22 protein-coding genes are annotated in these 26178 nt (G+C 72.7%); 9 read left to right on the top strand and 13 right to left on the bottom strand.

What is annotated here, in order from left to right; all coding sequences use genetic code 11:
* Nucleotides 1-23: 23 nt before the first annotated feature.
* Nucleotides 24-1430: a proline--tRNA ligase gene (gene proS / locus ACFY1S_RS04355; protein WP_387112769.1), complete on the bottom strand. Its 1407-nt coding sequence runs from the start codon at nucleotides 1428-1430 to the stop codon at nucleotides 24-26.
* Here proS and ACFY1S_RS04350 point away from each other — a divergent pair.
* Both ACFY1S_RS04350 and ACFY1S_RS04345 read left to right on the top strand, forming a co-directional pair.
* On the top strand, nucleotides 1429-1605 hold the full coding sequence (locus ACFY1S_RS04350) for a hypothetical protein (RefSeq protein ID WP_387112767.1): 177 nt from the start codon (nucleotides 1429-1431) through the stop codon (nucleotides 1603-1605). The genes proS and ACFY1S_RS04350 overlap by 2 nt on opposite strands.
* Nucleotides 1606-1617: 12 nt before the next feature.
* On the top strand, nucleotides 1618-2220 hold the full coding sequence (locus ACFY1S_RS04345; protein ID WP_387112765.1) for a TetR family transcriptional regulator: 603 nt from the start codon (nucleotides 1618-1620) through the stop codon (nucleotides 2218-2220).
* Nucleotides 2221-2617: 397 nt separating this feature from the next.
* On the opposite strand, the gene ACFY1S_RS04340 is transcribed toward ACFY1S_RS04345, so the two are convergent.
* The 9 genes from ACFY1S_RS04340 to ftsY all read right to left on the bottom strand — a co-directional run bounded on the left by ACFY1S_RS04340 (nucleotide 2618) and on the right by ftsY (nucleotide 13843).
* Nucleotides 2618-3697, bottom strand: coding sequence for an amidohydrolase family protein (locus ACFY1S_RS04340; protein ID WP_387112763.1), 1080 nt, complete (start codon nucleotides 3695-3697; stop codon nucleotides 2618-2620).
* Between the two features lie 61 nt (nucleotides 3698-3758).
* The gene (gene ffh / locus ACFY1S_RS04335; RefSeq protein WP_387112761.1) at nucleotides 3759-5312 is read right to left on the bottom strand and encodes a signal recognition particle protein; all 1554 of its coding nucleotides are present in this window, start codon (nucleotides 5310-5312) and stop codon (nucleotides 3759-3761) included.
* A gap of 110 nt (nucleotides 5313-5422) precedes the next feature.
* The gene (locus ACFY1S_RS04330; RefSeq protein WP_387112759.1) at nucleotides 5423-6079 is read right to left on the bottom strand and encodes a response regulator; all 657 of its coding nucleotides are present in this window, start codon (nucleotides 6077-6079) and stop codon (nucleotides 5423-5425) included.
* Nucleotides 6076-7230: a sensor histidine kinase gene (locus ACFY1S_RS04325; protein ID WP_387112757.1), complete on the bottom strand. Its 1155-nt coding sequence runs from the start codon at nucleotides 7228-7230 to the stop codon at nucleotides 6076-6078. Before ACFY1S_RS04325 ends, ACFY1S_RS04330 begins: the two co-directional genes overlap by 4 nt.
* Before the next feature lie 247 nt (nucleotides 7231-7477).
* Nucleotides 7478-9754: a [protein-PII] uridylyltransferase gene (locus tag ACFY1S_RS04320; RefSeq protein ID WP_387112755.1), complete on the bottom strand. Its 2277-nt coding sequence runs from the start codon at nucleotides 9752-9754 to the stop codon at nucleotides 7478-7480.
* A 17-nt stretch (nucleotides 9755-9771) separates the two neighbouring features.
* Nucleotides 9772-10110, bottom strand: coding sequence for a P-II family nitrogen regulator (locus ACFY1S_RS04315; protein WP_172862163.1), 339 nt, complete (start codon nucleotides 10108-10110; stop codon nucleotides 9772-9774).
* 25 nt (nucleotides 10111-10135) lie between these two features.
* Nucleotides 10136-11545 (bottom strand): ammonium transporter, encoded by a 1410-nt coding sequence (locus ACFY1S_RS04310; RefSeq protein ID WP_364366863.1) that lies wholly within the window; start codon nucleotides 11543-11545, stop codon nucleotides 10136-10138.
* A gap of 243 nt (nucleotides 11546-11788) precedes the next feature.
* On the bottom strand, nucleotides 11789-12652 hold the full coding sequence (locus ACFY1S_RS04305; protein ID WP_387112752.1) for an aminoglycoside phosphotransferase family protein: 864 nt from the start codon (nucleotides 12650-12652) through the stop codon (nucleotides 11789-11791).
* 6 nt (nucleotides 12653-12658) lie between these two features.
* On the bottom strand, nucleotides 12659-13843 hold the full coding sequence (ftsY, locus tag ACFY1S_RS04300) for a signal recognition particle-docking protein FtsY (protein WP_364366869.1): 1185 nt from the start codon (nucleotides 13841-13843) through the stop codon (nucleotides 12659-12661).
* Nucleotides 13844-13926: 83 nt separating this feature from the next.
* Here ftsY and ACFY1S_RS04295 point away from each other — a divergent pair, with 83 nt between their 5' ends.
* The 5 genes from ACFY1S_RS04295 to ACFY1S_RS04275 all read left to right on the top strand — a co-directional run bounded on the left by ACFY1S_RS04295 (nucleotide 13927) and on the right by ACFY1S_RS04275 (nucleotide 18933).
* Nucleotides 13927-15654: an alkaline phosphatase D family protein gene (locus ACFY1S_RS04295; protein WP_387112750.1), complete on the top strand. Its 1728-nt coding sequence runs from the start codon at nucleotides 13927-13929 to the stop codon at nucleotides 15652-15654.
* A 10-nt stretch (nucleotides 15655-15664) separates the two neighbouring features.
* Nucleotides 15665-16105, top strand: coding sequence for a MarR family transcriptional regulator (locus tag ACFY1S_RS04290; RefSeq protein ID WP_364366874.1), 441 nt, complete (start codon nucleotides 15665-15667; stop codon nucleotides 16103-16105).
* Between the two features lie 129 nt (nucleotides 16106-16234).
* Nucleotides 16235-17854, top strand: coding sequence for an MDR family MFS transporter (locus ACFY1S_RS04285; protein WP_387112748.1), 1620 nt, complete (start codon nucleotides 16235-16237; stop codon nucleotides 17852-17854).
* 10 nt (nucleotides 17855-17864) lie between these two features.
* Entirely contained in the window at nucleotides 17865-18359 is a 495-nt protein-coding gene (locus ACFY1S_RS04280) for a universal stress protein (RefSeq protein ID WP_357981096.1), read from the top strand.
* 43 nt (nucleotides 18360-18402) lie between these two features.
* Nucleotides 18403-18933, top strand: a complete 531-nt coding sequence (locus ACFY1S_RS04275; RefSeq protein WP_387112745.1) for a DinB family protein — start codon at nucleotides 18403-18405, stop codon at nucleotides 18931-18933.
* A gap of 7 nt (nucleotides 18934-18940) precedes the next feature.
* Here the strand turns inward: ACFY1S_RS04275 and ACFY1S_RS04270 are convergent, their stop codons facing one another.
* From ACFY1S_RS04270 to ACFY1S_RS04260, 3 genes are all read right to left on the bottom strand, one after another.
* Nucleotides 18941-19561, bottom strand: coding sequence for an HAD family hydrolase (locus ACFY1S_RS04270; RefSeq protein WP_387112743.1), 621 nt, complete (start codon nucleotides 19559-19561; stop codon nucleotides 18941-18943).
* Nucleotides 19561-23175: a chromosome segregation protein SMC gene (gene smc, locus ACFY1S_RS04265; protein WP_387112741.1), complete on the bottom strand. Its 3615-nt coding sequence runs from the start codon at nucleotides 23173-23175 to the stop codon at nucleotides 19561-19563. The genes ACFY1S_RS04270 and smc overlap by 1 nt, the downstream gene beginning before the upstream one ends.
* 347 nt (nucleotides 23176-23522) lie before the next feature.
* A complete protein-coding gene (locus ACFY1S_RS04260) occupies nucleotides 23523-23717 on the bottom strand; it encodes a hypothetical protein (RefSeq protein ID WP_007456482.1) in 195 nt (64 codons plus the stop codon).
* Between the two features lie 373 nt (nucleotides 23718-24090).
* On the opposite strand from ACFY1S_RS04260, the gene ACFY1S_RS04255 reads away from it, so the two are divergent.
* Together ACFY1S_RS04255 and ACFY1S_RS04250 are read left to right on the top strand one after the other, a co-directional pair.
* The gene (locus ACFY1S_RS04255) at nucleotides 24091-25215 is read left to right on the top strand and encodes a CAP domain-containing protein (protein ID WP_387112739.1); all 1125 of its coding nucleotides are present in this window, start codon (nucleotides 24091-24093) and stop codon (nucleotides 25213-25215) included.
* 117 nt (nucleotides 25216-25332) lie between these two features.
* A complete protein-coding gene (locus ACFY1S_RS04250; RefSeq protein WP_387112737.1) occupies nucleotides 25333-26175 on the top strand; it encodes an endo alpha-1,4 polygalactosaminidase in 843 nt (280 codons plus the stop codon).
* Nucleotides 26176-26178 lie beyond the last annotated feature (3 nt).

Genomic DNA, 26178 nt, shown 5'->3' with positions numbered 1-26178 from the left:
GCTGGAACCGGTCGACGAGCACCTCAGTAGGCGCGGGCGAGGATGGCGACCAGGTCCGGCTCGTCCTCCGAATCCGGGACCGAGCCGTCGGCCCGCAGCAGGCAGCGCACCGTGACACCCTGACCGTTCGCCTCGGCCTCGCCGGCCACGCCGACCGCCGACCACGGCACCCGGGCCCAGCCGGTAGCGGCCGCCTCGATCGCCTCGGCGAGGGTGGCCACCTCCACCGTGCGGGACAGCCGGTGAGCGAGCGCCTGGTCGTGCAGCACCTGCTGGTCGGCCTCCAGGGCGGCGAGTACCGCGCCGACCACGTCGGCCACCGGCGTCGGGGACTTCGACCCGTCCGTACGACGCACCACAGTCGCGTTGCCGACCGCCAGGTCACGGGGGCCGACCTCGACGCGTACCGGATAGCCCCTCAGCTCGGCGTCGACGGCCCGGCGACCGAAGGCGGTGTCGGTCCGGTCGTCGAGCGCGACCCGGACGCCGGCGTCGCGCAGGCCGTCGCGCAGCTTGGCCGCCGCCTCCGCGACGCCCTCGCCATCCTTGACGATCATGATGTACGCCTGGATCGGGGCCAGCCTCGGCGGCACCCGCAGACCGTTGTCGTCGCCGTGCGCCATGATCAGGCCACCGAGCATCCGTGTCGACGTGCCCCAGGACGTGGTCCAGGCGTGCTCCCGGCCCCCCTCCTTGGCGGAGTAGCTGATGTCGAACGCCTTGGCGAAGTTCTGGCCCAGCTCGTGGCTGGTGCCCAGCTGGAGCGCCTTGCCGTCGCCCATCATGCCTTCGCAGGTGTACGTGGCAGTCGCGCCGGCGAACCGCTCACGCGCCGTCTTCAGGCCCACCACCACCGGGATGCCCAGCACGTTGACCATCAGGTCCTCGTACGCCTCGTGCAGGATCCGCCGCGCGTACGCCCGGGCGTCCTCGCGGGTGGCGTGCGCGGTGTGCCCCTCCTGCCAGAGGAACTCGCTGGTACGAAGGAAGATCCGCGGACGCAGCTCCCACCGGACCACGTTCGCCCACTGGTTGAGCAGCAGCGGCAGGTCCCGGTACGAGTCGATCCACTTGGCCATGAACTCGCCGATGACCGTCTCGCTTGTGGGGCGCACCACCACCGGCTCGGCGAGCTGCTTGCCACCGCCGTGGGTGACCACCGCCAGCTCCGGCGAGAAGCCCTCGACGTGCTCGGCCTCACGCTTGAGGTAGCTCTCCGGGATGAACAGCGGGAAGTACGCGTTCTCCGCGCCGGCCGCCTTGATCCGGGCGTCCATCTCGGCCTGCATCCGTTCCCAGATGGCGTAACCGGCCGGGCGGATGACCATGGTGCCGCGGACCGGGCCGTTGTCGGCCAGCTTCGCCTTGGCGATCAGGTCCTGGTACCAGCGGGGGAAGTCCTCCGCGCGGGGAGTGAGCACGCGTGCCATGACCGCACATCCTATGCGTCAGGCGGCACGACGCCGCGCCCGGGAGCCGCCGCGCCGCGCCGCGGTCACCCCCACGCCGGCCGTCGGCGTGCCGGAACGGCTAGACGACGCGCGCCGCGACGAGTCGGCGGCGGGTCGGCGGCGCGGCCTGGGCGGGTCGGCGGCGCGGCCGTAGAATTCGACCACCATGACTACATCGATGGACTCGCCCCGCCAGCGGCTGCGGGACACGATCGTGGACGCCGCCCGCACACGGACCATCGCGGCGGGCTGGGACGCGGTCCGGATGGGCGGGGTGGCCACCACGGCGGGGGTGAGCCGGCAGACCGTCTACAACGAGTTCGGCAGCAAGGCGGGGCTGGCCGAGGCGCTCGCCCGCCGGGAGGTGGACCGGTTCGTCGGCGAGGTCCGCGCCGCCCTGCTCGCGCACGGCTCCGACGTACACGCCGGCGCGTACGCGGCGATCGAACGCACCCTCACCACCGCAGCCGAGAACCCGCTGGTCAAGGCCATCCTGACAAGCGCCCGTGGCGGGTCCGACGAACTGCTTCCGTACCTCACGACACGGGCCGAGGTGGTGCTCACCGAGGCGTCCGGCGCGCTCATCGACTGGGCCGGCGACCACCTACCCGGAGCCGACCAGGCCGCGCTGGCCTTCGCCGCCGACACGATCGTCCGGCTGGTGGTGAGCCACATCGTGCTCCCCCGCTCCCCTATCGACCAGACCGCCACGGCCCTCACCGACCTGGCCGTACGCCTCTTCAGCGCCGCCGCCCGCCCACCCCGCTGACCCGGCACCGCGAGCCGACCGCAGCACACCCGCGCCTGCGCCCGAGCCGGCGCATGCCGCAAGATCCGCGCAACTTCCCTGAAGTTGCTGTCTTACGAGCGCCTGAGGCAGCAATAACACCGATGTTGCGCGGATCTTCCTTCGGTCCCGCGCAAGATCAGGCTCGATCCTGGATGTAGTGGCATGCCACGACATCGGAGGCCACTACATCCTGGATCGAGCACGATCTTGCGGCGCGCGCGGGCTGCCCGGCGCGCGGGCTGCCCGGCGCGCGGGCTGCCCGGCGCGCGGGCTGCGCGGCGACGCGGGCTGCGCGGCGACGCGGGTGTGCGGGCGCGCGCGGGCTGCGCGGCGCGCGAGGCGCGCGGGGCGCGCGAGGCCGCGGAGCGGAAGCGGGTCAGCGCAGGACGCGGCCGCGCAGGATCGTGCGGGACGGGGCACGGACGACGCGCAGGTCGCGGCGGGGGTCCTCGGGGTAGACGGTCAGGTCGGCGAGGCCGCCTTCGACGAGGCCGGGGAAGCCGAGCCACTGCCGGGCGCCCCAGGAGGCGGCGGCGAGTACGTCCAGCTGCGACATTCCGGCCCGTTCGTGCAGGAGCAGCATCTCCTCGGCGGCGAGCCCGTGGTCGATGCCGCCGCCTGCGTCGGTGCCGACGTAGATCGGTACGCCCGCCTCGTGGGCGGCGCGCACCACGTCGGGGAAGCCGTCGCGCAGGGCGAGCATGTGGTCGGCGTACCCGGGGAACTTGGCCCGCGCCTGCTCGGCGATGCCGCCGAACGTGGCGATATTGATCATGGTAGGGATCAGCGCGGTGCCGCGCCGGGCCATCTCGTCGATCAGGTCGAGGCTGAGCCCGGTGCCGTGTTCCACCGAGTCCACGCCGGCCCGCACCATGATCTCGACGGCCGATTCGGAGAAGGTGTGCACCGCGGCGCGTACCCCGGCGTCGTGCGCGGCCTGGACGGCCGCGGTGAGGGTGTCGGCGTCCCAGGCCGGCGCGAGGTCGCCCACGCCACGGTCGATCCAGTCGCCGACCAGCTTGACCCAGCCGTTGCCGGCCCGCGCCTGCGCGGCAACCGTGGCGGCCACCTCGGCGGCGCCGACCTCCACCCCGATGTCGCGCAGGTAGCGCTTCGGCGGCGCGACGTGCCGGCCGGCGCGGGCCAGTCGCGGCAGGTCCGGTTCGTCGTCGAGTTCGGGGTACGGATACGGCGAGCCGGCGTCGCGGATCGCCAGCACACCTGCGTCCCGGTCGACGTGGGCCAGCTCGCGGGCCTGGTCGAGGGAGGTGATCGGGGCGCCGCCGCGGGCGATGCCGATGTGGCAGTGCGCGTCGACGAGCCCCGGCAGGACGAAGCCGCCGTCGACGACCGTCTCCGCCCCGGGGACCGGAGTGAAGGTCACCTGGTCGCCGACCAGCCAGAGATCCCGTACCTCGTCGTCGGGGAGGAGCACACCGCGCACGTGAAGAGCCATGCGCACAGTCCTACCCGATCACCGGGGCCTTCGCGAAGCCGTCGGTCCCACCCACACCCGCTCAGCGGGGGCGGTTGTCGCCGCCCTTGCCGAGCTTGTTGAAGTCGATCTTCGGGAGCTTGAAGCCGGGCGGCAGGCCCTGGCCTCCGGCGAGGTCGTTCGGGTCCATGCCCGGCGGGAGCTGCGGCATGCCACCGGGGAAGCCTCCGGGCATCCCGGCGCCGGTACGCGGACGGCCGCCGCCCTTGGTGCCCTTGCGCTTGTTCTTCGGCGACTTGGTGGCCTTGCGCCGGCCGCCGCCGGGAAGGCCCATCATGCCGCCCATCTGCTTCATCATCTTCTGCGCGTCGGCGAAGCGGTTGAGCAGCTGGTTGACGTCCATCACCGTGACGCCGGAGCCGTTGGCGATGCGCGCCCGGCGGGAGCCGTTGATGATCTTCGGGTTGTTGCGCTCGCCAGGGGTCATCGACCGGATGATCGCGGTGACCCGGTCGAAGTGGCTGTCGTCGAGGTCGGCGAGCTGGTCCTTCATCTGCCCCATGCCGGGCATCATGGCCAGCACGTTGGCGATCGGGCCCATCCGCCGTACCGCGATGAGCTGGTCGAGGAAGTCATCGAGGGTGAACTGCTCGCCGCCCATCAGCTTGGCGGTCATCTTCTCCTTCTGATCCGAGTCGAAGGCCTGCTCGGCCTGCTCGATCAGAGTGAGGACGTCGCCCATGCCGAGGATCCGGCTGGCCATCCGGTCGGGGTGGAAGACGTCGAAGTCCTCCAGCTTCTCGCCTGTGGAGGCGAACAGGATCGGCTGCCCGGTGACCTCGCGGACCGACAGTGCGGCACCACCACGGGCGTCGCCGTCGAGCTTGGAGAGCACCACGCCGGTGATGCCGACGCCGTCGCGGAACGCCTCGGCGGTGCGCACGGCGTCCTGACCGACCATCGCGTCGATGACGAAGATGACCTCGTCCGGCTGGACGGCGTCGCGGATGTCGGCGGCCTGCTGCATCATCTCGGCGTCGATGCCGAGACGGCCGGCGGTGTCGACGATGACGATGTCGCGGGCGGCCCGCTTGGCGTGCTCGATCGAGGCGCGCGCCACCTGCACCGGGTCGCCGGTGCCGTTGCCGGGCTCCGGGGCGTACACCTCGACGCCGGCCCGACCACCGAGCACCTGGAGCTGCCCGACGGCGTTGGGGCGCTGGAGGTCGGCGGCGACCAGCAGCGGCTGGTGCCCCTGGCCCTTGAGCCAGCGGGCCAGCTTGCCGGCCAGGGTGGTCTTACCGGAGCCCTGGAGGCCGGCCAGCATGATCACCGTGGGCGGCTGCTTGGCGAACTGGAGCCGCCGGCCCTCGCCGCCGAGCACGTTGATCAGCTCTTCGTTGACGATCTTGATGATCTGCTGGGCCGGGTTCAGCGCCTGGGAGACCTCGGCGCTGCGGGCACGCTCCTTGACGGCCGCGATGAAGCCCTTGACCACCGGCAGCGCGACGTCCGCCTCCAGCAGCGCGAGGCGGATCTCGCGCGCGGTGGCGTCGATGTCGGCGTCGGTGAGCCGTCCCTTGCCGCGGAGCTTGGTGAAGATCCCGGACAGGCGGTCACTCAAGGTGTCAAACACGCGAACATCCCGTTTGTCAGTGTTCCGGCGGGCACAACGCGGCCGGCACTGCGGAGTCCGACCACCGCTAGGGTAGCCGCCCCGCTGCCGGGCCGCTGGCGGCCCGGGCCTCACCCCGAGACCAACCCCGACTGGTACGCGAAGACGACGAGCTGCGCCCGGTCCCGGGCTCCCAGCTTGCCCATCGCCCGGCTGACGTGGGTCCGCGCGGTCGCCGGGCTGAGCACCAACCGGGCGGCGATCTCCTCGTTGTTCAGCCCTTGGCCGACCAGGCCGACCACCTGGCGCTCCCGGTCGGTGAGCGTGTCGAGCCGGGGGTGCGGGCGCAGCGCCCGCGACGGCCTGGTGGCGAACTCCCGCACCACCCGACGGGTCACCGACGGCGACAGCAGCGCCTCGCCCTCGGCCACCAGTCGGATCGCGCGCAGCAGCTCCGCCGGCCGGGTGTCCTTGGTGAGGAACCCGCTCGCGCCGTGGCGCAGCGCGTCGAAGACGTACTCGTCCAGCTCGAAGGTCGTGAGCACCACCACCCGCGTGCCGGTCAGGTCGGGGTCGGCGACGATGCGGCGGGTCGCCTCGATGCCGTCGATGCCTGGCATCCGGATGTCCATGAGCACCACGTCGGGCCGCTCCCGGCGGGCCAGTTCCACCGCCCGCAGCCCGTCGGACGCCTCGCCGGCCAGCGCCAGGTCGTCCTCGCTCTCCACGAGCGCGCGCAGACCGAGCCGGACCAGGTCCTGGTCGTCGGCGATCAGCACCCGGATCACGGGACCGACCCCACCGGCAGGCGCGCCTCCACCCGGAAGCCGCCGTCCGGGCGCGGCCCGGCGGTGAGCCGCCCGCCCAGCGTGGTGACCCGTTCCCGCATCCCGGCCAGGCCGTGCCCGCTCTCGTCGTCGGCCGGATCCAGACCGGCCCGGGTGGCCCCCGCGCCCCGGTCGCTGACCTCGACTGTCACCTCGTCGGGGCGGTACCCCACTGTCACCTCCGCGCGGGCCACCCGCGCGTGGCGCAGCACGTTGGTCAGGGCCTCCTGCACCACCCGGTACGCGGCCAGGTCCACCGCCGCCGGCAGCTCCCGGGGATCACCTACCACGCGTACCTCCACGGTGAGCCCCGCTCCGGCGAGCCGGTCGCGCAACGCCGGGAGCCGGGCCAGACCGGGTACCGGCCCACGCTCCGCACCCCGTCGGACGGCGCCGAGGGTGACCCGCAGCTCGTCGAGCGCCTCCCGGCTGGTCCGACTGATCGCGGTCAGGGCGACCTCGGCCTGCTCCGGCCGCTTCGGCAGCAGATGCAGGGCGATGTCGGCCTGCATGCTGATCGCTGCCAGCCCGTGACCCACCACGTCGTGCACCTCCTGCGCGATGCGCAGCCGCTCCTCGTCGGCCTGCCGCCGGGCCTGTTCGGCGCGGTCGCGGGCCTGCTCCACCCGGGTGCGGGCGGCGGCCTCCCGGGTCACGCGCACCACCACCCCCACCGCGAACGGTACGACCACCCAGGCCGAGGCGGGCAGCACTCCCGTCCAACCCGGCGCCGGACCCCTGGCGAAGAAGACGTGGGCCAGCAGCAGGACGAACGCGGCGCCTGCGGCGAGCGCGGCCGGGCGTACCGGCAGCCGTACCGCCACGCTGTACACCGCCACCAGGAACGTGAGCAGGACGGGGCCGTACGGGTAGCCGATCAGCAGGTACGTCGCCGTGGCCACGGTGACCACGGCGAGGGTGACGAGCGGGACGCGCCGCCGGACGGACAGGGTGAGCGCGGCGACGGCGATCAGCAGCCGACAGACGGCGTCCACCGGCCGCGACTCGGGCTGGTTGTCCCCGGCCAGGCCGGTGGCGAGCAGCCCGAACCCGAGCAGCGCCAGAGCGAGCAGGGCGTCCGCCGCTCTCGTCTGCCACCCGCCGCGCCACATGGCCGTCATTCTGCCCGCGCCGGGAGCACCCGTCGTGCGTCCGGCGACGGCACCGCCGCTACGTCCGCCGACGTACCCGCCACCGCCGGGGAAGCGGCGGCGCCCACACCGGTGAGCGATATGACTCCCAGGTATGAATATGCCTCTGCGGTATGTCGCTCAACGAGGTGGTCGGCTCGTACGAGCAGCGTGCCGTCGTCGCGCGACCGGACCGACGCGCGGCTCGACGACGGCCGGGAACCGCCGGTCAGACGGCGGCGAGGACGGCGGCCTCCAGGCGGGCTCGGGTGGCGTCCTCCGGCCAGCCGCCCACCAGGTAGAAGGCGTCCACCACGTCGCCGCCGAGGGTGGAGATCCGGGCCGCGCGGACCAGGGCGCCGGCCTCGTCGAGCGCGCAGGCGACCCGGTAGAGCAGCCCGGCGGCATCGGCGGCGCGCAGTTCCAGGAGCACGGCGTCGGTGGCCGCCTCGCGGTGCCACACCACGCGGGGTGCCGCCCCGGCGCCACGACCGGCGAGCGCACGCCCGCGCAGGCGCTGGGTGACCGACACGTCCCCGGCGACAGCGCGGCGCAGGTCGGCCCGGAGTGGGACCGGGTCCGGTGGCAGCCCGTAGCGGGGTTGCACCCGGCACTCGACCAGGGCCCGGCCGTCGACGGCCGAGGCGTCCGCCGAGATCACTTCCAGCCGGTGCAGCGCCAGGCAGCCGGCCACCGTGGCGAGCAGCCCACGCCGGTCGGCGGCGGCCACCGCCACCCGGTCCTCGGCGAGGTGGACGACAGGCAGCGGCCCGGCCAGCAGTGCCGGGTCCGGAGCCGGAGGCTCGGGCAGTACGCCGGTGTCCAGTGCGGTACGGACCCGGGAGACCAGCTCGGCGACGAGCCGGCCCTTCCAGTCCGACCAGGCCGCCGGCCCGGTCGCCGCCGCGTCCGCGCGGACCAGCGCGTGCAGCAGGTCGAGCGTGCCTGTGTCACCTACCGCCTCCGCCACCGAGGCGATGGTGACCGGATCCGCCAGGTCCCGTCGGGTGGCCACGTCCGGCAGCAGCAGGTGCAGACGTACCAGCCTGCCGATCAGCTCGGCCTCGGCGGCCGGCAGTCCGATCCGGGTCGCCACCGCCTCGGCGAGCGGCACCCCGACCGTGCTGTGGTCACCGGGGAGGCCCTTGCCGATGTCGTGCAGCAGGGCGCCGAGCAGCAGCAGGTCGGGGCGTTCCACCTCGCGGGTGTGCCGGCTGGCCTCGTGTGCGGTCTGCACCAGGTGCCGATCGAGGGTGTAGCGGTGCACCGGGTTGTGCTGGGGCAGGCTGCGCAGGCGGGTCCACTCGGGCAGCCAGCCGTCGACAAGCCCGTACCTGTCACACGTCTCCCAGGCCGGCACCAGACCGGGACCGGCGCCCAGCAGCGTGGTGAGCGCGGCCCTGGCCTCGGCCGGCCAGGGCGCCGGCAGCGGGGGGCAGTACGCCGCCAGCCACTCGCAGGTGGCTCGCGCGATCGGCAGCCGGGTGGCGGCCGCCGCGGCGGCGATCCGCAGGGACAGGCTCGGGTCGGGGCGTGCTCCGATCGCGGTCCGTGCGAGCACCAGCTCGCCGTCGTGTTCGACGACGTCACGGGCCACCGGGCGGCGGACGGGACGACCGTTTCCGCCCCGGGACCTGCCGGACCGCAGCCGGTCGGCGGCCCGGAAGGCGTCATCCAGGGCGTGGCTGACCGTGCGGGCGTCCCCGGCGACACGGCGCAGGAGAGCATCGCCGTTCTCCAGCCCCAGCAGTGCGGCCACGCCGTCGCGTTCCTGGGCGACCAGCCGGTCGACCCGCCGGCCGACCTGCTGATGCAGGGCGTCGCGGGTGTCCAGCAGGCGCCTGTGGGCGGCGCGTACGGCGGGGCGCAGCGCGTCGGTGATGCCGGCGGCGGAGATCGCCCGCAGCAGCCCCACGTCCCGCAGCCCGCCGGCGGCCTCCTTGAGGTCACCCTCCAGCAGGAAGGCCAGCTCGCCGTGGGCCTGCCAGCGGGCCTCGGTGACCGCCCGCAGACCGGGCAGGTGCCGCACGGCGGTGCGCCGCCAGTGGTCGGCGGCGGTACGGATCAGCGAGTCGGCAAGTGGCCGGTCGCCGGCCACCAGCCGCGCGTCGAGCAACCCGAGGGCCACCTTGACGTCGTCCTGGGCCACCGACAGCGCCTCGGAGACGGTGCGTACCGAGTGGTCGAGGCGCAGGCCGGCGTCCCAGATCGGGTACCACACCGAGGCGGCCAGCTCGTCGGTGCCGGGCACCCCGGCGTGCAGGAGCACCAGGTCGAGGTCGCCGTACGGCGCGCACTGCCGACGCCCCAACCCGCCGACGGCGAGCAGCGCCACGCCGTCCCGTGCCGGCAGCAGCCCGCGCAGGAAGGCGTCGTACGCGGCCGCCCGCCCCACCCGGGCGGCCTCCCCGATCCCCCCGCGTACGCCGACGACCTCGTTGATCAAGTGGTTCGCGTCGCCGTCAGCTGCCTGACCGGACGCGTTCCCCTTGATCAACGAGGTCATGTCAGTGGTGGTCGAGGTCAGAGGGCGTCGAGGCCGCGCTCGCCGGTGCGTACCCGGACGACCTCTTCGACACCGGTGACCCAGACCTTTCCGTCACCGATCTTGCCGGTACGGGCGGCGCCGACGATGGCGTCCACCACCTTGTCCACGTCGATCTCGTCGGTGAGCACCTCGACCCGGATCTTGGGCAGGAACTCGACCGTGTACTCGGCACCCCGATAGACCTCGGTGTGCCCCTTCTGCCGCCCGTACCCCTGGACCTCGCTGACGGTCAGCCCGGCCACGCCGAGGGCGTGCAGGGCCTCCTTCACCGCGTCCAGCTGGTACGGCTTGATGACCGCGGTCACCAGCTTCATGTCCAACCCCTCCATCCCAGGAACGTTAACCGGCGACCTTTTCGCTTACGGGCTCGGCGGGCTCGGCCTCCGGCTTGGCGCCGCTCGTACCGCCACCGGGGGTGCCGATGCCGGCCATCGCGAACGCGCTGCCCGTGCCGCCGCCCGCAGGAGACAGGTCGTAGCTGCTCTCGGCGTGCTCGGCGATGTCGATGCCCTCGACCTCGGCCTCGCCCCGGACGCGGAAGCCGATCGTCTTCTCGATGACGAAGGCCAGCACCCAGGCGATGCCGAACGACCACACGGTGACGATCAGGCCGGCCAGGGCCTGCCGTCCGAGCTGGGTCGCGCCGCCGCCGTAGAAGAGGCCGTCGGAGGCACCCACCACGTCGCTGATCGCGGCGTTCACCGAGTTGGTGGCGAACAGGCCCAGCCAGAGCGACCCGATCCAACCACCGACGAAGTGCACACCTACCACGTCGAGGGAGTCGTCGAAGCCGAGCTTGTACTTGAGGCCGACGGCGACGGCGCACACCGCGCCGGCGACGACGCCGAGCAGGACGGCCGCCCAGGGGGCGATGAAGCCACAGGCCGGGGTGATGGCGACCAGGCCGGCGATGGCGCCGGACGAGGCGCCCACCATCGTCGGCTTCCGGTCCTTGATCCACTCGACCGCGATCCAGCCGAGCACCGCCGCCGCCGTGGCGAGCTGCGTGTTGATGAAGGCGAGACCGGCGACCGAGTCGACGGTCAGTTCCGAGCCGGCGTTGAACCCGAACCAGCCGAACCACAGCAGACCGGCGCCGAGCGCGACGAGCGGGATGTTGTGCGGCTTCATGCCCTCACGCGGCCAGCCGAGCCGCCTGCCGAGCACCAGCGCCACGGCCAGGGCCGCCGCACCGGCGTTGATGTGCACAGCGGTACCGCCGGCGAAGTCGAGCGCGTGGATGTCGGCGCCGATGATGCCGCCGCCCCACACCCAGTGGGCGACCGGGAAGTAGACAAGGGTGGCCCAGCCGAACGCGAACAGCAGCCAGCCGGCGAACTTGGCCCGGTCGGCGATGGCGCCGCTGATCAGCGCGACGGTGATCACCGCGAAGACCATCTGGAAGGCCATGAACACGTAGAGCGGGACCCCGATGCCGCTGGGGTTCTCCGCCGTGGCACCCCACAGGTCGGTCTCGGCGAGGAAGGTCTTGGTGCCGAGGTACGCGCCCGGGTCGCCCCAGAAACCGTTCACGTCGGTCCCGAAGGCGACGCTGAAGCCGTAGAACCACCACAGAACACTGATGAGCCCGATGGCGGAGAAGCTCATCATCATCATGTTGAGTACGCCCTTGGCCCGGTTGAGGCCGCCGTAGAACAGCGCCAGTCCGGGGGTCATGAGCAGCACGAGCGCGGTCGAAACCAGCAGCCACGTGGTATTGGCGCCGTCGATCGTCGGTGCTTCAGGCACGCTGGCCTCCTAAAAGGTGAAGTCCTCCTTCGCGGCTTTCCGGGGCAGCGTCGCCCGTAGGCCGGTTGCGCGGAAGCTTCGCGGCCGGCTGTTTCACCCAGGGGCCCGTGCCGGTTTCCGTTTCGTGACAGGTTGTTTCGTACGTGTCACGAAGTCCGCACAGTACGCGGCATGGACAGGGGCGGATCGACCGTGCGGTGGACGTCGATGGCCGACCGGTCGGGTCCATCGACCGATCGGCGCTCAGCGCAGGGCGTTCTCCAGGGCGTGCCGCTCGTAGTCGAGCAGCCGCAGGTCGCGCATCGGCCGGCGCAGGTGGCCCTTGTGCACGATCCGGACGAACGCCGGCTCACCGGCGGCGGCCATCCGGCGGATCCCCTCGACGTGGTCCACGATCCGCTTGCGGATGGTGCGGATCAGCCGGTGCCGGTCCCGCGGGATCAGCCCGTACGCGTCGGCGAAGAGGCGCAACCGGCGCGGCCGGTCCGGACGCTTCCACCCCAGGGTGATCGAGTCCCGGTCCGCGAAGATCGGCACCCACGTCCAGGCCGCGTACGCCACGTCGTAGATCCGGGCGCCTGGCGACGCGAGGTCGAAGTCGATCAGCCCGAGCGTGCCGTCGGGTCGCCAGATCACGTTGTGCGGCGCGGCGTCGTGGTGGCAGATCACCTCGGTGTCCGGCGGCGGCGGCCCGAACGAGCGCCAGACCGCACCGGGCGGCGGGGTGAAGCCGTACTGCGCGTCGTGGAACATCCGCAGCATGGTGGCGACGGTGACAAGAGCCTCGTCGGTCACCCAGTGGGGGGCGAGCGGGTACTCCCCGCACTCCCCCTCCAGGTACGACAGGACCTCGCGGTTGCGTTCGTCCATGCCGAGCGCCTTGGGGGCGCCTGTGAAACCCACGTACTCCAGGTGCCGCAGCAGGGCGTGCACGGACGGGGTCCACGGTCCGGCGTTGCGACGGACCGTGTCCCCGACCCGGACAACCGTGCTCACGTTGCCGCCGTGCAGCGGGATCTCCTGCGAAGTCACGTACGGTCTCCCGAGGCGCTGCGAGGGGTGGCCGGGGTCGCGCCAGCCCGCGTACGCGCGATCGTCGGTGGTCACCAGAGACTACGCGTCCCGTCCGGTGGCCTCGGTCCCGAGCAGCGCGTCGACGAACTGCGCGGGGTCGAACGGGGCCAGGTCGTCCTTGCCTTCGCCGAGACCGACGAGCTTCACCGGGATGCCGAGCTTGCGTTGCACGGCGATCACGATGCCACCCTTGGCGGTGCCGTCGAGCTTGGTCAGCACCACGCCTGTCACGTTCACCACCTCGGTGAAGACCCGGGCCTGTTCCAGGCCGTTCTGCCCGGTGGTGGCGTCCAGGATGAGCAGTGTCTCGTCGATCGGCCCCTGCTTCTCGACCACGCGCTTGACCTTGCCCAGCTCGTCCATCAGGCCGACCTTGTTCTGCAGCCGGCCGGCGGTGTCGATGAGCACGGTGTCCACGCCCGTGTCGATGCCGCGCTTGACCGCGTCGAAGGCGACGCTCGCCGGGTCGGCGGCCTCGGGGCCCCGGACGGTCTCGGCGCCGACGCGGGACCCCCAGGTCTCCAGCTGGTCGGCGGCGGCGGCCCGGAAGGTGTCCGCGGCGCCGAGCAGCACGCTGCGGCCGTCGGCCACCAGCACCCGGGCGATCTTGCCGCAGGTGGTGGTCTTGCCGGCGCCGTTGACGCCGACCACGAGCACGACTGCGGGCACGCCCTCCTTCGGGGCGGTCCGCAGCGAGCGGTCCATGCCCGGGTCGAGGGCGTTGACCAGCTCGGCGGCGAGCAGCGCGCGCAGCTCGGAGGCCGAGCGGGTGCCGAGCACCCGGGTCCGTTCGCGGAGCCGGTCGACGATGTCCCGGGTGGCGTCGACGCCCACGTCGGCGCTGATCAGGCTGTCCTCGATCTCCTCCCAGACGTCCTCGTCGAGGTGGTCGCGGGCGAGCAGGCCGAGCAGACCCTTGCCGAAGACGTTCTGCGAGCGGGACAGCCGCGAGCGGAGCCGGACCAGCCGCCCGGCGGTCGGCTCGGGCACCTCGACGGGGGGTGCCTCGATGACCGGTGGCGGCTCGACGAGGACACCAGTGGACAGATCGGACTCGGGTGCCTCGACCGGCGGGCCGGCGAGATCCTCTTCGGCCCTGGTGTCGACCTCGGTGCGGGGCAGCGGGGGCTCGGGCCGCCGCCGCAACCGCGGCACGACCAGCCCGACTGTGCCGGCGATCAGCACACCGAGCAGGACCAGAGCGAGGACGAGATATTCGGCCATGCCGGAATCCTGTCAGATGGCGGCGACGGCGTCCCAGCCACCGCACCCGGCTGGTGCCAGGAACCGGCGGTAGGCTCGGCGACATGCCCGCCGCACACCTCCTCATCGGTCCACTCCTGCGGCGAGTCGTCGACACCAGGGCGACCATCTGGGTGGAGACGGCGGCGCCCGCCGTGGTCACGGTCCGCACCGCCGGCGGCGCCACAGGCACCGCGCCCACCTTCTCGGCGTACGACCACCACTACGCCCTCGTCGTGGTGGAGGGGCTCACCCCGGACAGCACCACCACCTACGAGGTGCTTGTCGACGACGAGCTGGTCTGGCCGGTGGCCAGCGGCGGCTTCCCGCCGAGCGTGATCCGCACCCGGGCGGCCGACGACCGGGACCAGCCGGTCAACCTGATCTTCGGCTCGTGCCGGGAGACCACCCAGCACTCCACGACCCGCAGGCTGCCGCCGGACGCGCTCGACGCGTACGCCAGGCGGTTGATGGCCGACCCGGATTCCAACGCGCTGCCGGACCTGCTGGTGCTGCTCGGCGACCAGGTGTACGCCGATGTGACCTCGCCGACGGTGCGCCGGCTGCTGCGTCGGCGCCGGCGGCGGCCGAAGGGCGCCCCGGCCGACCAGGTGGTGAGCTTCGACGAGTACACGAAGCTGTACCTGGAGTCGTGGCGCGATCCGGAGATCCGCTGGCTCCTCTCCACCGTGCCGAGCGTGATGATCTTCGACGATCACGAGGTCATCGACGACTGGAACACCTCGAAGTCGTGGCGTGCCGAGATGCGCGAGCAGCCGTGGTGGCAGGAGCGGATCGGCAGCGGCCTCGCCTCGTACTGGGTCTACCAGCACCTCGGCAACCTCTCCCCGGACGAGATCGCCGCCGACCCGGTCTTCGCGAAGGTCGCCGCCGCCGAGGACGCCACGGGGGTGCTGCGCGAGTTCGGGCACCGGGTCGACAAAGAGTCCGACCTGGCGCACGACACCGAGCGCTGGCGCGCGGTGCAGTACCAGTGGAGTTACGCCCTGGACCTGGGCCGGACGCGGCTGGTCATGCTCGACAACAGGTGTAGCCGGGTGCTCGAACCGGGCAGCCGGGCGATGCTGCCGCCCGGCGAGTGGTCCTGGTTCCTCGACCAGGCGCACGGGGTCTACGACCACCTGGTGGTCGGCGCCTCGCTGCCCTGGCTGTTGCCGCAGGGCATCCACCACATCGAGGCGTGGAACGAGAAGTTGGCGGACTCGCACCGGCCGTGGATGGCCCGCTGGGCGGAGAAGCTGCGCCGCGCTCTGGACCTGGAGCACTGGGCGGCGTTCCGGCAGTCCTTCGAGGCGCTCGCGGAGACGTTCGCCCGGATCGGCACCGGCACCCCGAGGGAGTCGGGCGCCCGGGTGGGCGCCGGCCCGGCTTACGCCCCACCGGCGTCTATCAGCGTGCTTTCCGGGGATGTGCACCACTCGTACGTGGCCCGGGCCCGGTTCGCCGACCCGGCCGTGGTCACCCCCGTACACCAGCTCACCTGCTCACCGATCCACAACCAGGTGCCAGCCGGCGTCCGCCCGTTGATGCGGCTGGGCTGGTCGGCGGGTCCGGCGGGGGCCACCCGGGCGCTGGCCCGTTCGGCGGGTGTCCGCCGGCCGGGGGTGCGCTGGCGCAAGCTGGCCGGTCCCTACTTCGGCAACGCGGTGGCGACCCTGACCCACGAGGGGCGTGGGGCGGACGTGACGATCGAGGGCACCACGAAGGACGGGCACCTACGACCGGTGATGCGGCGCCGACTGTCGGCAGCCGGCGAGCGGGCCGCGTCGTAGTCTCTAGCCCGTGGATGAGCACCTGCCGGAGCCGATCCGGGCGGTCGAGCACGAGTTGACCGCCCTGTTGCGTCGTGGCCGGGCGGTTTCGTGGGAGATCGCCCGGGAGGTGCATCCGAACCTCGAACCGAACACCTACGGGCTGCTGCTCTGGCTGCGGCGTAGCGGGTCGATCCGTTTGACGGAGTTGGCGGCTCGGCTCGGTGTGGGCAAGGGGACGCTGAGCCGGCAGATCAACGCGCTGGAGGTCCTCGGCCTGGTCCGCCGCGACCCCGACCCGAGTGACAGGCGGGCCGCGCAGATCACGTTCACCGAGGAGGGCCAGCGCCGGTTCGACGCCGCCCGTTCCGCGCGGGTGGGAGAGCTGCTGCGCACCATGAACGACTGGCCGGCCCGGGACGTCGAGGAGTTCGCGCGTCTGCTCGGCCGGTTCAACGACGCCTGGCAGTGACAACGCGGTGCGGGGAATGAACCTCGGGTCCCACAGGTTGTTGCTTCAGGCAACTAGTTCATGGTTGCCTCGGGCAACACTCCGGCGGTTCACCGCTTTCACCACTCACTCCTCCCGGAGGCAGCAACGATGACCCAGGCGACAGCGCCCACACGGGCGACCGGCGTCGACATGACCCACCGGCAGATCCTGCAGGCCCTCTCCGGCCTGCTGCTCGGCATGTTCGTCGCGATCCTCTCCTCCACGGTCGTCTCGAACGCGCTGCCGCGGATCATCACCGAACTGCGCGGCGGTCAGTCCGCGTACACCTGGGTGGTCACCTCGGCCCTGCTCGCGACCACCGCGACCACCCCCATCTGGGGCAAACTCGCAGACCTGACCAGCAAGAAGCTCCTGGTCCAGATCTCCCTGGGGATCTACGTGCTGGGCTCGGTGCTGGCCGGCGCCGCACAGGGCACCACCGAGTTGATCGCCTGCCGGGTGCTCCAGGGCATCGGTGCCGGTGGCCTCACCGCGCTGGCCCAGGTGATCATGGCGACCATGATCGCGCCGCGCGAGCGGGGCCGCTACAGCGGCTACCTCGGCGCCGTGATGGCCGTCGGCACCATCGGCGGCCCGCTGATCGGCGGTGTGATCGTGGACACCTCGTGGCTCGGCTGGCGCTGGTGCTTCTACGTAGGCGTGCCGTTCGCCATCGCCGCGCTCGTCGTGCTCCAGAAGACCCTGCACCTGCCTGTCGTGAAGCGGAAGGCGCAGATCGACTGGTGGGGCGCCACCCTGATCACGGCGGCCGTCTCGGTGCTGCTGATCTGGGTCTCGCTCGCCGGCGGCCAGTTCGCCTGGGCCTCCTGGCAGAGCGTCGTCATGGTGGTCGGTGCCCTGGTGCTCGCCGCGCTGGCGATCCGGGTGGAGACCCGGGCCGCCGAGCCGATGATCCCGCCCCGGCTGTTCCGCAACCGCACCATCGCCCTGGCTGTCGTCGCCAGCATCGCGGTCGGCGTGGGCATGTTCGGCGCCTCGGTCTTCCTCGGCCAGTACTTCCAGATCAGCCGTGGCCAGAGCCCGACCATGTCCGGCCTGATGACCCTCCCGATGATCCTCGGCCTGCTGGTGTCCTCGACACTGAGCGGCCGGATCATCACCCGGACCGGCCGCTGGAAGCGGTTCCTGGTGATCGGTACGGCACTGCTCACCGCCGGCTTCGCGCTGATGGGCACACTGCGGGCCGACACCAGCTTCACCCTGCTCAGCGTCTACATGGCGCTGGTCGGCGTCGGCCTGGGCATGACGATGCAGAACCTGGTCCTCGCCGTGCAGAACACCGTCGGCACGCACGAGCTCGGCGTGGCCAGCTCGACCGTGGCGTTCTTCCGCAGCCTGGGCGGCGCGATCGGCGTCTCCGTGCTCGGTGCGGTGCTCGCCCACCGGGTCACCGGCTACACGGCGGACGGCCTGGGACGGCTCGGCATCTCCGCAGCCGGCTCGGGCAGCGGCGGAGTCCTGCCCGACGTGCACGCCCTGCCCGGCCCGATCCGGCTCGTGGTGGAGAGCGCGTACGGCCACGGCGCCGGTGACATCTTCCTGGCCGCCGCGCCCTTCGCGCTGATCGCGCTGATCGCGGTGATCTTCATCAAGGAGGTACCGCTGCGCCAGCACAACAGCTCTCCGATCGGCGCCGAGACCGAGCGAGAATCAGCAATCCCGGCCGGCGCTGGCGCTGGCGTGGTCCGTACCGGCGAGCAGAGATGAGTAAGCAGCCATGAGCGTGGGAGCACCGGACCGCGAGGAGTACGGCCCCCGGACCCGTCCGCTGCCCTTCGAACGCGGCACGGACGGGCCCCGGGTGGTCCTGGTCGGCGTGGACGGCACCCGCACCTCGGAGCGGGCCGGCTGGTACGCCGCCGGCCTGGCCCGCCGGCAGGGCGCCTCGCTGGTGGTGGTCTTCGTCAGCTCGACGAGCGGGCTGAGCGCCCTGGTGCCCGGGATGGACGCCGCCGCGGTGCAGCGCACCCACGACGAACTGGCCGACGAGCTGCGCCGGGAATGCCGGCGTGGCGCCGAGGAGCTGGGTGTGCCACTGACGTTCCTGTGCCGGCGCGGCGACGCGTACGCCGAACTGTGCGCGGCCGCTGACGAGTGCCAAGCCGACATGGTGGTCGTGGGGGCCTCCGAGCAGGCCGGTCACCGGCTGGTCGGCTCGGTCGCCACCCGTCTGGTCCGCACCGGGCGCTGGCCCGTCGTCGTGGTGCCCTGAAAACCCGCTCGCGGCTGTCGTACCCGAGCTGCAGGATGACCCGATGACGACATGGAGAGCACCGGAGATCGACCGTAGCCACGAGCCCCTGGTCGCTGATGAGCGCACCATGCTGGACGGCTGGCTCGATTACCACCGCGACACCCTGCTGCACAAGTGCGCCGGCCTCACCGCCGAGCAGTTGCGCACGGCAAGCGTCGAGCCGTCCGGCTTGAGCCTTCTCGGGTTGGTCCTGCACATGACCGACGTCGAGCGCTCCTGGTTCCGCCAGCGCTCCGCCGGCCAGGACCTGCCCGACCTCTTCGACTACAGCACCGACAACGACGCCGACTTCCACGCTGCGGCCGGCGCCGACGCGGAGGCCGCCTTCGCCGCCTTCACAGCCGAGGTCGAAGCGGCGCGGGCCGTGGCCGAGGGACGGTCCCTGGACGAGACGTTCACGCTGACCCGCGGCGACGGGACCCGCACCTTCAGCCTGCGCTGGGTCTACGTGCACATGATCGAGGAGTACGCCCGGCACAACGGTCACGCCGACCTGATCCGGGAACGCATCGACGGCGTCACAGGCGAGTGAGTGGCGTTCAGTAGTCCAGGGCCGCCCGCAGGTAGCGCAGGTCGGCGTGGCCGCCCCAGCGGTGCGCCGACAGGCCAGCCGCGCGGGCACCCCGTACCGCCCAGTCCTCGTCGTCGACGAAGAGCACCCGGGCCGGCGGGGTGGCAAGCGCCTGGCAGGCGGCCTGGAAGTACTCCGGGGCCGGCTTGTGCACGCCGAGCGTGGAGGAGTTGACCACCACGTCCAGTTCGCCGACCAGCCCGAGCGCGGCCAGGTCGGCGTCGAGCAGGTCGGTGGCGTTGGTGGCCAGGCCGACCCGGATCCCGGCGGCGCGTACCTCCCGGACGAAGTCGAGCACCTCGGTGTCCACCTCGCCCCGGTAGCGCTGCCACTGCTCCACCGCCGCGCGGGCCCGGTCCGCGCCTCCGGCCGGCTCGGCCAGGGCGTCGGCCACGCTCGTGACCCAGTCGGCGTGGGTGACCTGCCCGGTGAGCACCGGTTGGAGCCGGCCCCACTGCATGGCGATCTCGGTGAGCACCCCGTCGGCGAGGCCGTACTCCCGCTCCACCCCGGCGGCGACCGCCGGGTCGAACCGGCGCAGAACGCCGTCCAGATCCAGCAGGAGCGCCGTTGCGCGTTCCCGAGCCACTACCCGTTCTCCTCGCCGCGGCCGTGCCGCTTGTCGTCCTCGTCGGCCCGGTTGAGCCGTTGGCTGATCACCTGCGTGACCCCGCCGCGCATGGTCACGCCGTAGAGCGCGTCGGCGATCTCCATCGTCCGCTTCTGGTGGGTGATGACGATCAGCTGACTCTTCTCCCGCAACTGTGCCAGCAACGTGATCAGCCGGCCCAGGTTCACGTCGTCCAGGGCCGCCTCCACCTCGTCCATGATGTAGAACGGGCTGGGCCGGGCGCGGAAGATCGCCACCAGCATGGCCACCGCGGTCAGCGACCGCTCGCCGCCGGAGAGCAGCGACAGCCGCTTGATCTTCTTGCCCGGCGGGCGGGCCTCGACCTCGACGCCCGTGGTGAGCAGATCCTCGGGGTCGGTGAGGATCAACCGGCCCTCGCCGCCGGGGAAGAGCACTGTGAACACCTGCTCGAACTCCCGGGCGGTGTCCTCGAACGCGCTGGCGAAGACCTCCAGGATCCGCTCGTCGACGTCCTTGACCACGGTGAGCAGGTCCCGCCGGGTGGCCTTGAGGTCCTCCAACTGCTCGGAGAGGAACTTGAAGCGCTCCTCCAGCGCGGCGAACTCCTCGAGCGCGAGCGGGTTGACCTTGCCGAGCAGGGCCAGTTCGCGTTCCGCCTTGGCGGCACGCTTCTCCTGCACCGGCCGTTCGTAGCGGACCGGCTCGGGCACCGGCAGCCCGTCCCGTTCGGCGATCGCCACGTCGGCCTGGGTGGGCGGGACCGGCTGGGTGGGGCCGTACTCGGCGACCAGGCTCTCCACGTCCAGCCCGAAGTCCTCGGCGGCCTTCGCCTCCAGCTGCTCGATGCGCAGCCGCTGCTCGGCGCGGGCCACCTCGTCCCGGTGCACCTGGCTGGTCAGCCGCTCCAGCTCGGCGCCGAGCCGCTTGGCGGCCCCGCGTACCTCCTGGAGCTCCGCCTCGCGGGCGGCCCGTTCCCGGGCGACCGCGTCGCGGTGCTCCTCGGCCGTCGCGATCGAGGTGGTGAGCCGGGTCAGCGCCTCGCGGGCGCCGCCGGCGACGGCCCGGGCGATGCCCGCGCCCCGGGTACGCGCGGCCCGCCGGGCGGCGGCGCGTTCCCGCGCGGCGCGCTCCGCGGTGGCCTGCCGCGCGAGGGAGTCGGCCCGGCCGGCGATCGAGGAGACCCGCTCCTCGGCGGTACGCACCGCGAGCCGGACCTCCATCTCGTTCTGCCGGGCCTGCGGCACCATGGCGGCGAGCTGGTCCCGTTCCTCGGTGGAGGGCTCGGCGTCGACAGGGGTCTCCTCGGCCAGGCGCAGCCGCTCCTCCAGTTCGGCGAGCGCGGTGAGGTCCCGTTGCCGGGCGGCCTCGGCGCGGGAGCGGGAGTCGCCGAGCCGGTCGGTCTCCGCCTTCGCCGAGCGGGCCGCGGCGCCCAGCTCGGCGAGCCGGCGGGCGGCGGCGTTGCGGTGGCTCTCCGCCTCGCGCTTCTCGGCGGCGGCGTGCTGCACCCGCTCCTTGGCGGTGGTCACCTCGGCGCGCGCCTCGACGAGCTGGTCGCGCAGCTCCGCGCCGGCCCGCTCGGCGGTGAGCCGGTTGGTACGGGCCTCCTCGACGGCGGCCTGCACCTCGATGTAGCTGGGCGCCTTGGACGACCCGCCGGCCGCCGCGTACGCGCCGACCACGTCCCCGTCCGGGGTGACGGCGCGCAACTCCGGGTTGCCGGCGACAAGCTCCGCCGCGGCGGCCAGGTCGTCGACGAGCGCCACGTCCCGCAGCGCCCGGTGCACAGCCGGACGCAGCTCGGCGCCGCACTCCACCAGGTCGGGTGCCCAGCGGGCGCCGTCGGGCAGCTTCGGGCGCAGCGCGTCGGCGGAGCCGGTCATGCCCGGTCCGGCCGGGCTGCCGACCAGCAGGCCGGCCCGGCCGGCGTCGGAGATCTTCAACAGCCGCATCGCCTCGACTGCCTCGTCGACCCCGCTCACGGCGACCGCGTCGGCGAGCCCACCGAGCGCTGCGGCAAGCGCGGCCTCGTTGCCGGGAGCGACGGTGAGCAGTCCGGCGAGGCTGCCGAGCAGGCCGGGTACGTCGTCGGCGCGGGCGAGCAGCGCGCCGGCCCCGTCCTTGCGCCGCAGGCCCAGGGCGAGCGCCTCCTCGCGGGCCTTCCAGGTGGCGGCGTCCTTCTCGGCGGCCCGCTCCGCGTCGGCGAGCGACCGGACGGTGGCCTGCGCACGCTCCTGCTCGGCGACCGCCTCGGCGTGCCGGGCGTCCAGGTCGGCGTTGTCCCGGTCCGCCTCGGTGGACTGCGCGGCCACCGCGTCCAGGTCGGCCTGTGCCTGTTCGGCACGGGCCAGCGCGTCGGCGTGCGCGACGGCGAGCCGTTCGATCTCCTCGCCGGCGCTTGTGGTCCGGGCGCGGGCCGAGTTGACCTGGCCGGTGAGCCGGGCCATTCCCTCGCGCCGGTCGGCGATGGCCTTGGCGGCGGCGACCAGCTCCCGTTCGGCGGCGGCGAGCTGCCGTTCCAGCTCCTGGCGGTGCTCCACCGCCTCGGCCAGCCGGATCTGGTCGTCGGTGAGGGCCGCGCGCAGCTCCTCCTCCTGCTCGCGGACGCGTTCGGCCTCGGCCTCCAGCTGGTCCGGGTCGCGGCCGGGCCGCTCGTCGTCGCCGGTGGCGCTGAGGTGCCGCAGGCGTTCCCGGGCGAGTTGCTCGATCGAGCGGAAGCGTTCCTGCAGGGCGGACAGCTTGTACCAGGTGTCCTGGGCGGCGGCGAGCAGCGGCGCGTCCTCCGCGAGGGCGGCCTCCAGTTCGCCGAGCCGGCCCTGCACCTCGGCGTGCTCGCCCTCGATCTGCTCGCGGCGCTCCCGCAACGCGGTCTCGTCGGCGATCTCCCGGTCCAGGGTGGTCCGCAGGGTGGCCAGGTCGTCGGCGAGCAGCCGCAGGCGGGCGTCGCGCAGGTTCGCCTGGATGGCGGCGGCGCGGCGGGCCACCTCCGCCTGCCGGCCCAGCGGCTTGAGCTGGCGGCGCAGCTCGGCGGTGAGGTCGGTCAGGCGGTTCAGGTTCACCTGCATGGCGTCGAGCTTGCGCAGCGCCTTTTCCTTGCGCTTGCGATGCTTGAGGACGCCGGCGGCCTCCTCGATGAACGCGCGGCGGTCCTCCGGCTTGGCGTGCAGCATGCCGTCGAGCCGGCCCTGGCCGACGATGATGTGCATCTCCCGGCCGATGCCGGAGTCCGACAGCAGTTCCTGGATGTCGAGCAGCCGGCAGGAGTTGCCGTTGATCTCGTACTCGCTCTCGCCGGAGCGGAACATCCGGCGGGTGATGGAGACCTCGGTGTACTCGATCGGCAGCGCGCCGTCGGTGTTGTCGATGGTGAGGGTGACCTCGGCGCGGCCCAGCGGCGCGCGGCCGGCGGTGCCGGCGAAGATGACGTCCTCCATCTTGCCGCCACGCAGCGCCTTGGCGCCCTGCTCGCCGAGCACCCAGGCGATGGCGTCGACGACGTTGGACTTGCCGGAGCCGTTCGGGCCCACCACGCAGGTGATCCCGGGCTCCAGCTTCAACGTCGTGGCGGAGGCGAAGGATTTGAAGCCCTTCACCGTCAGGCTCTTGAGATACACCTTCTCGATCCTCGTCCGGTGGCCGCCGTACCGTCGCCGGCTGCGCGGACCTGGGTGAACCCGCAGACTAACCCGGTGACGCGAGCGGGCCGGCACGCGACCCGCCCCGGACGGTGTCGCCGACGCGCTAGCGGCACGTCCGCAAGGGTCGCGCGGTAAAGACAAGCGCGTTTCATGATCGGCTTATCCGTCGAGGCTTTCCGCGGTGTCGGCCCGTTTCCGGTATGACTCAGTGCAAGATCAGGAATCGTCGAACGCGAAAGGGAGCCGGACAGCGTTGCGCGCCGGCACGTGACGTGTCGGCGCGCTTTTCTGCGGTGGTGCGATTCAGTTTTCCGACCCGAAGGTCAGGTCAGCGCCGGCTCGGCCAGACGGAGCAGATCGTCCGCCTCCGCCGCAGCCGCCGCGAGCCGATCATTGTCGGCACGCAGACGCGTGATCTCGAACTCCAGTGCCTGAACCCTGGCACGCAGCCGGGTGACCTCGTCGAGCAGACGCCGGTCGGGCGCTGCACCTACGTGGCCGTAGAGGGCCTTCGCCATGCTGACTCCTTGATATGCGCTGCCGGAAAGGCCGGCCAACGCGCGCCCATTTGTACGCGGCTGTCATTCCAGGCTGTATCTGGGCATGACCGGGCGCGACTGGCGACACCTATATATTGAGCCGCAAACCCCTCCTTCGTCAAGTTCTCGCAGGCCGTAGATCATCTCCACGTCGACCTGTCCACTTGTCGGGGGGCTGCCTTCACGGCACGGACACGCTCTGTCCGGACGCCTTTACTGTACGCCCCGATTCCCGGAAGTCCGCCCCCTGCCGTCCTACTTCCCCTTAACTCTTCCTTAGCCACGTTGCCGCAGCTCGTAGGCGGGTCGTAGCGTCACCCGGGCCAACAACCGACCCCGTGGAGGCAGAGGCGTGTACGGCTGGACCGACCCGATGGACCCGAACGGCGCACCCCGGAGCGCCGAGCGGCAGACAGACGAGCCGGACTGGCTGCGCGACCACCCGGAGCCCCGCTCGGCCTACCTGTTCGGCGACGACCCGGACCGCCCCGGCGACGAGTGGCAGCGCGAGCAGCCCACCGCCCGCTGGCAGCCGGAGCCCGCCGCGCCCGCCGACGCGTACACCGCCGCCTGGCCGGCCCACCGGCCGGTCGACGACGACCCGACGGACTGGCGCGGTCGCGCGGACACCACAGGTCGTTGGCGCGCCGACGCCGCCCAGGAGTCCGCCGACGACTGGAGCGCCGCCGAGGCCGAGCCCACGGCACGGCCCGGCGAGGGGCGGCACCGCTCCCCGCGCCGCTGGCGGCGGCCGCTCATGATCGGCGGTGCCGCCGCGGCGGCCACCCTCGTGGTGAGCTTCGGCGTCGGGGCGCTCGCGCTCCCCGGTGGCGACGACACGGCCAGCGAGCCGACGGCCGTCGACGACACGTACGCCGCCTCGGCGGCGCCCACCGAACAGCCGGCCCTGGACACCCTCGTCGCGCCCTCCCCGACCGGCACACCCACGGTCGCCGCCCCGCCGAGCCCGTCGCCGAGCAAGGTCGTCAAGCCCAGCCCGACGCCGTCGCGGACCACCGCCCCCTCCCGACGCGTCGCACCGCGCAGCACCGGAGGGACCACCGCAAACGGTTCCGGCAGCTCCAGCGGCACCGTGAGCAGCCAGGCGCGCGAGGTGGTGAACCTGGTCAACGCCGAACGGGCCAAGGCCGGCTGCAAGGCGCTGAGCATCGACGACAAGCTGATGACCGCCGCGCAGAAGCACAGCCAGGACCAGGCCGACCACCAGAACATGTCGCACACCGGCAGCGACGGCAGCAACGCCGGCGTACGGCTGGACCGCGTCGGCTACGCGTGGCGCACCTACGGCGAGAACGTGGCCTGGAACCAGAAGACCCCGGCGTCGGTGATGGACGCCTGGATGAACAGCTCCGGCCACCGGGCCAACATCCTGAACTGCGCGTTCACCGAGATCGGCGTCGGCATCGCCAGCAGCAACGGCCCGTACTGGACGCAGGTCTTCGCGGCGCCGCGCTGACCGCGCGTCGTCCGCACCCCCGCGCTCGTTTGACCCGGTGAGGTACGTCGGGCCGAGCGCGGGGCCGGCGTACCGGCCGAGGGTGGCGACGGGCCGCCCGGGACCCGGGAGCTGCCGATGCGGATCCGGCCGCGGCGACCTGCCGCGACGCGTTCACTGCGCCGACTCCTGGCCGCCGGCCTCGCGGCGGTGGTGGTCGTGCCGGCGTACGGGTGCCGCGCCGAGCTGACCCCGCCCGGAGCACCCACCGCCTGGCCGTCCGGCCAGTCCCGCCACTGGCAGTGGCAGTGGCAGCTCACCGGGCCGCTGGACACGACGGTGGACGCGGACGTCTTCCTGCTGGACCCGGTGGACACCACCGCCGCGCAGGCCGCCGAACTGCGCTCGCACGACCGTCGACTGGTCTGCCAGGTGCACGTCGGATCGGTCCGGCCGAACGACCCGGACGCCAGCCGCTTCCCGGAGGTCGTACGTGGCGCGGTCGGGCGTCGACCCGGCAGCCGGTGGCTGGACGTCCGGAGTTGGGATGCGCTGCGACCGGTGCTGGCCGACCGGTTCCGGCTGTGCCGGGGCAAGGGCTTCGGCGCGGTGGCCCTCGCCGACGCCGACGGGTACGCGTCCCGCACCGGGTTCCCGCTCGACTTCGACGACCAGTTGCTGTTCAACCGCCGGCTGGCCGAGCTGGCGCGCTCGCTGAGCCTCTCCCCCGGCCTGGTCAACGACGTGCCGCAGGTCGCCGCGCTCGCGCCGGACTTCGACTTCGCGGTGAACGAGGAGTGCGTCCGCCTGGGCCAGTGCGCCAAACTGCTGCCGTTCGCCGACGCCGGCAAGCCCGTCTTCCACGTCGAGTACACCGGCTCGACAGGCGACTTCTGCGTCACGACCGTCGGCTACGGCTTCGCCTCGATCCGCAAGGACCGCACGCTTGACGCCTCGCGGGCCCCCTGCCCGCTGCCCTGAGAC

It is taken from the genome of Micromonospora sp. NPDC000663, from assembly GCF_042898105.1.
Taxonomy (GTDB): Bacteria; Actinomycetota; Actinomycetes; order Mycobacteriales; family Micromonosporaceae; genus Micromonospora.
The sequence above is the reverse complement of the archived record's forward strand: the minus strand, read 5'-3'. Positions and strand labels throughout refer to the sequence as shown.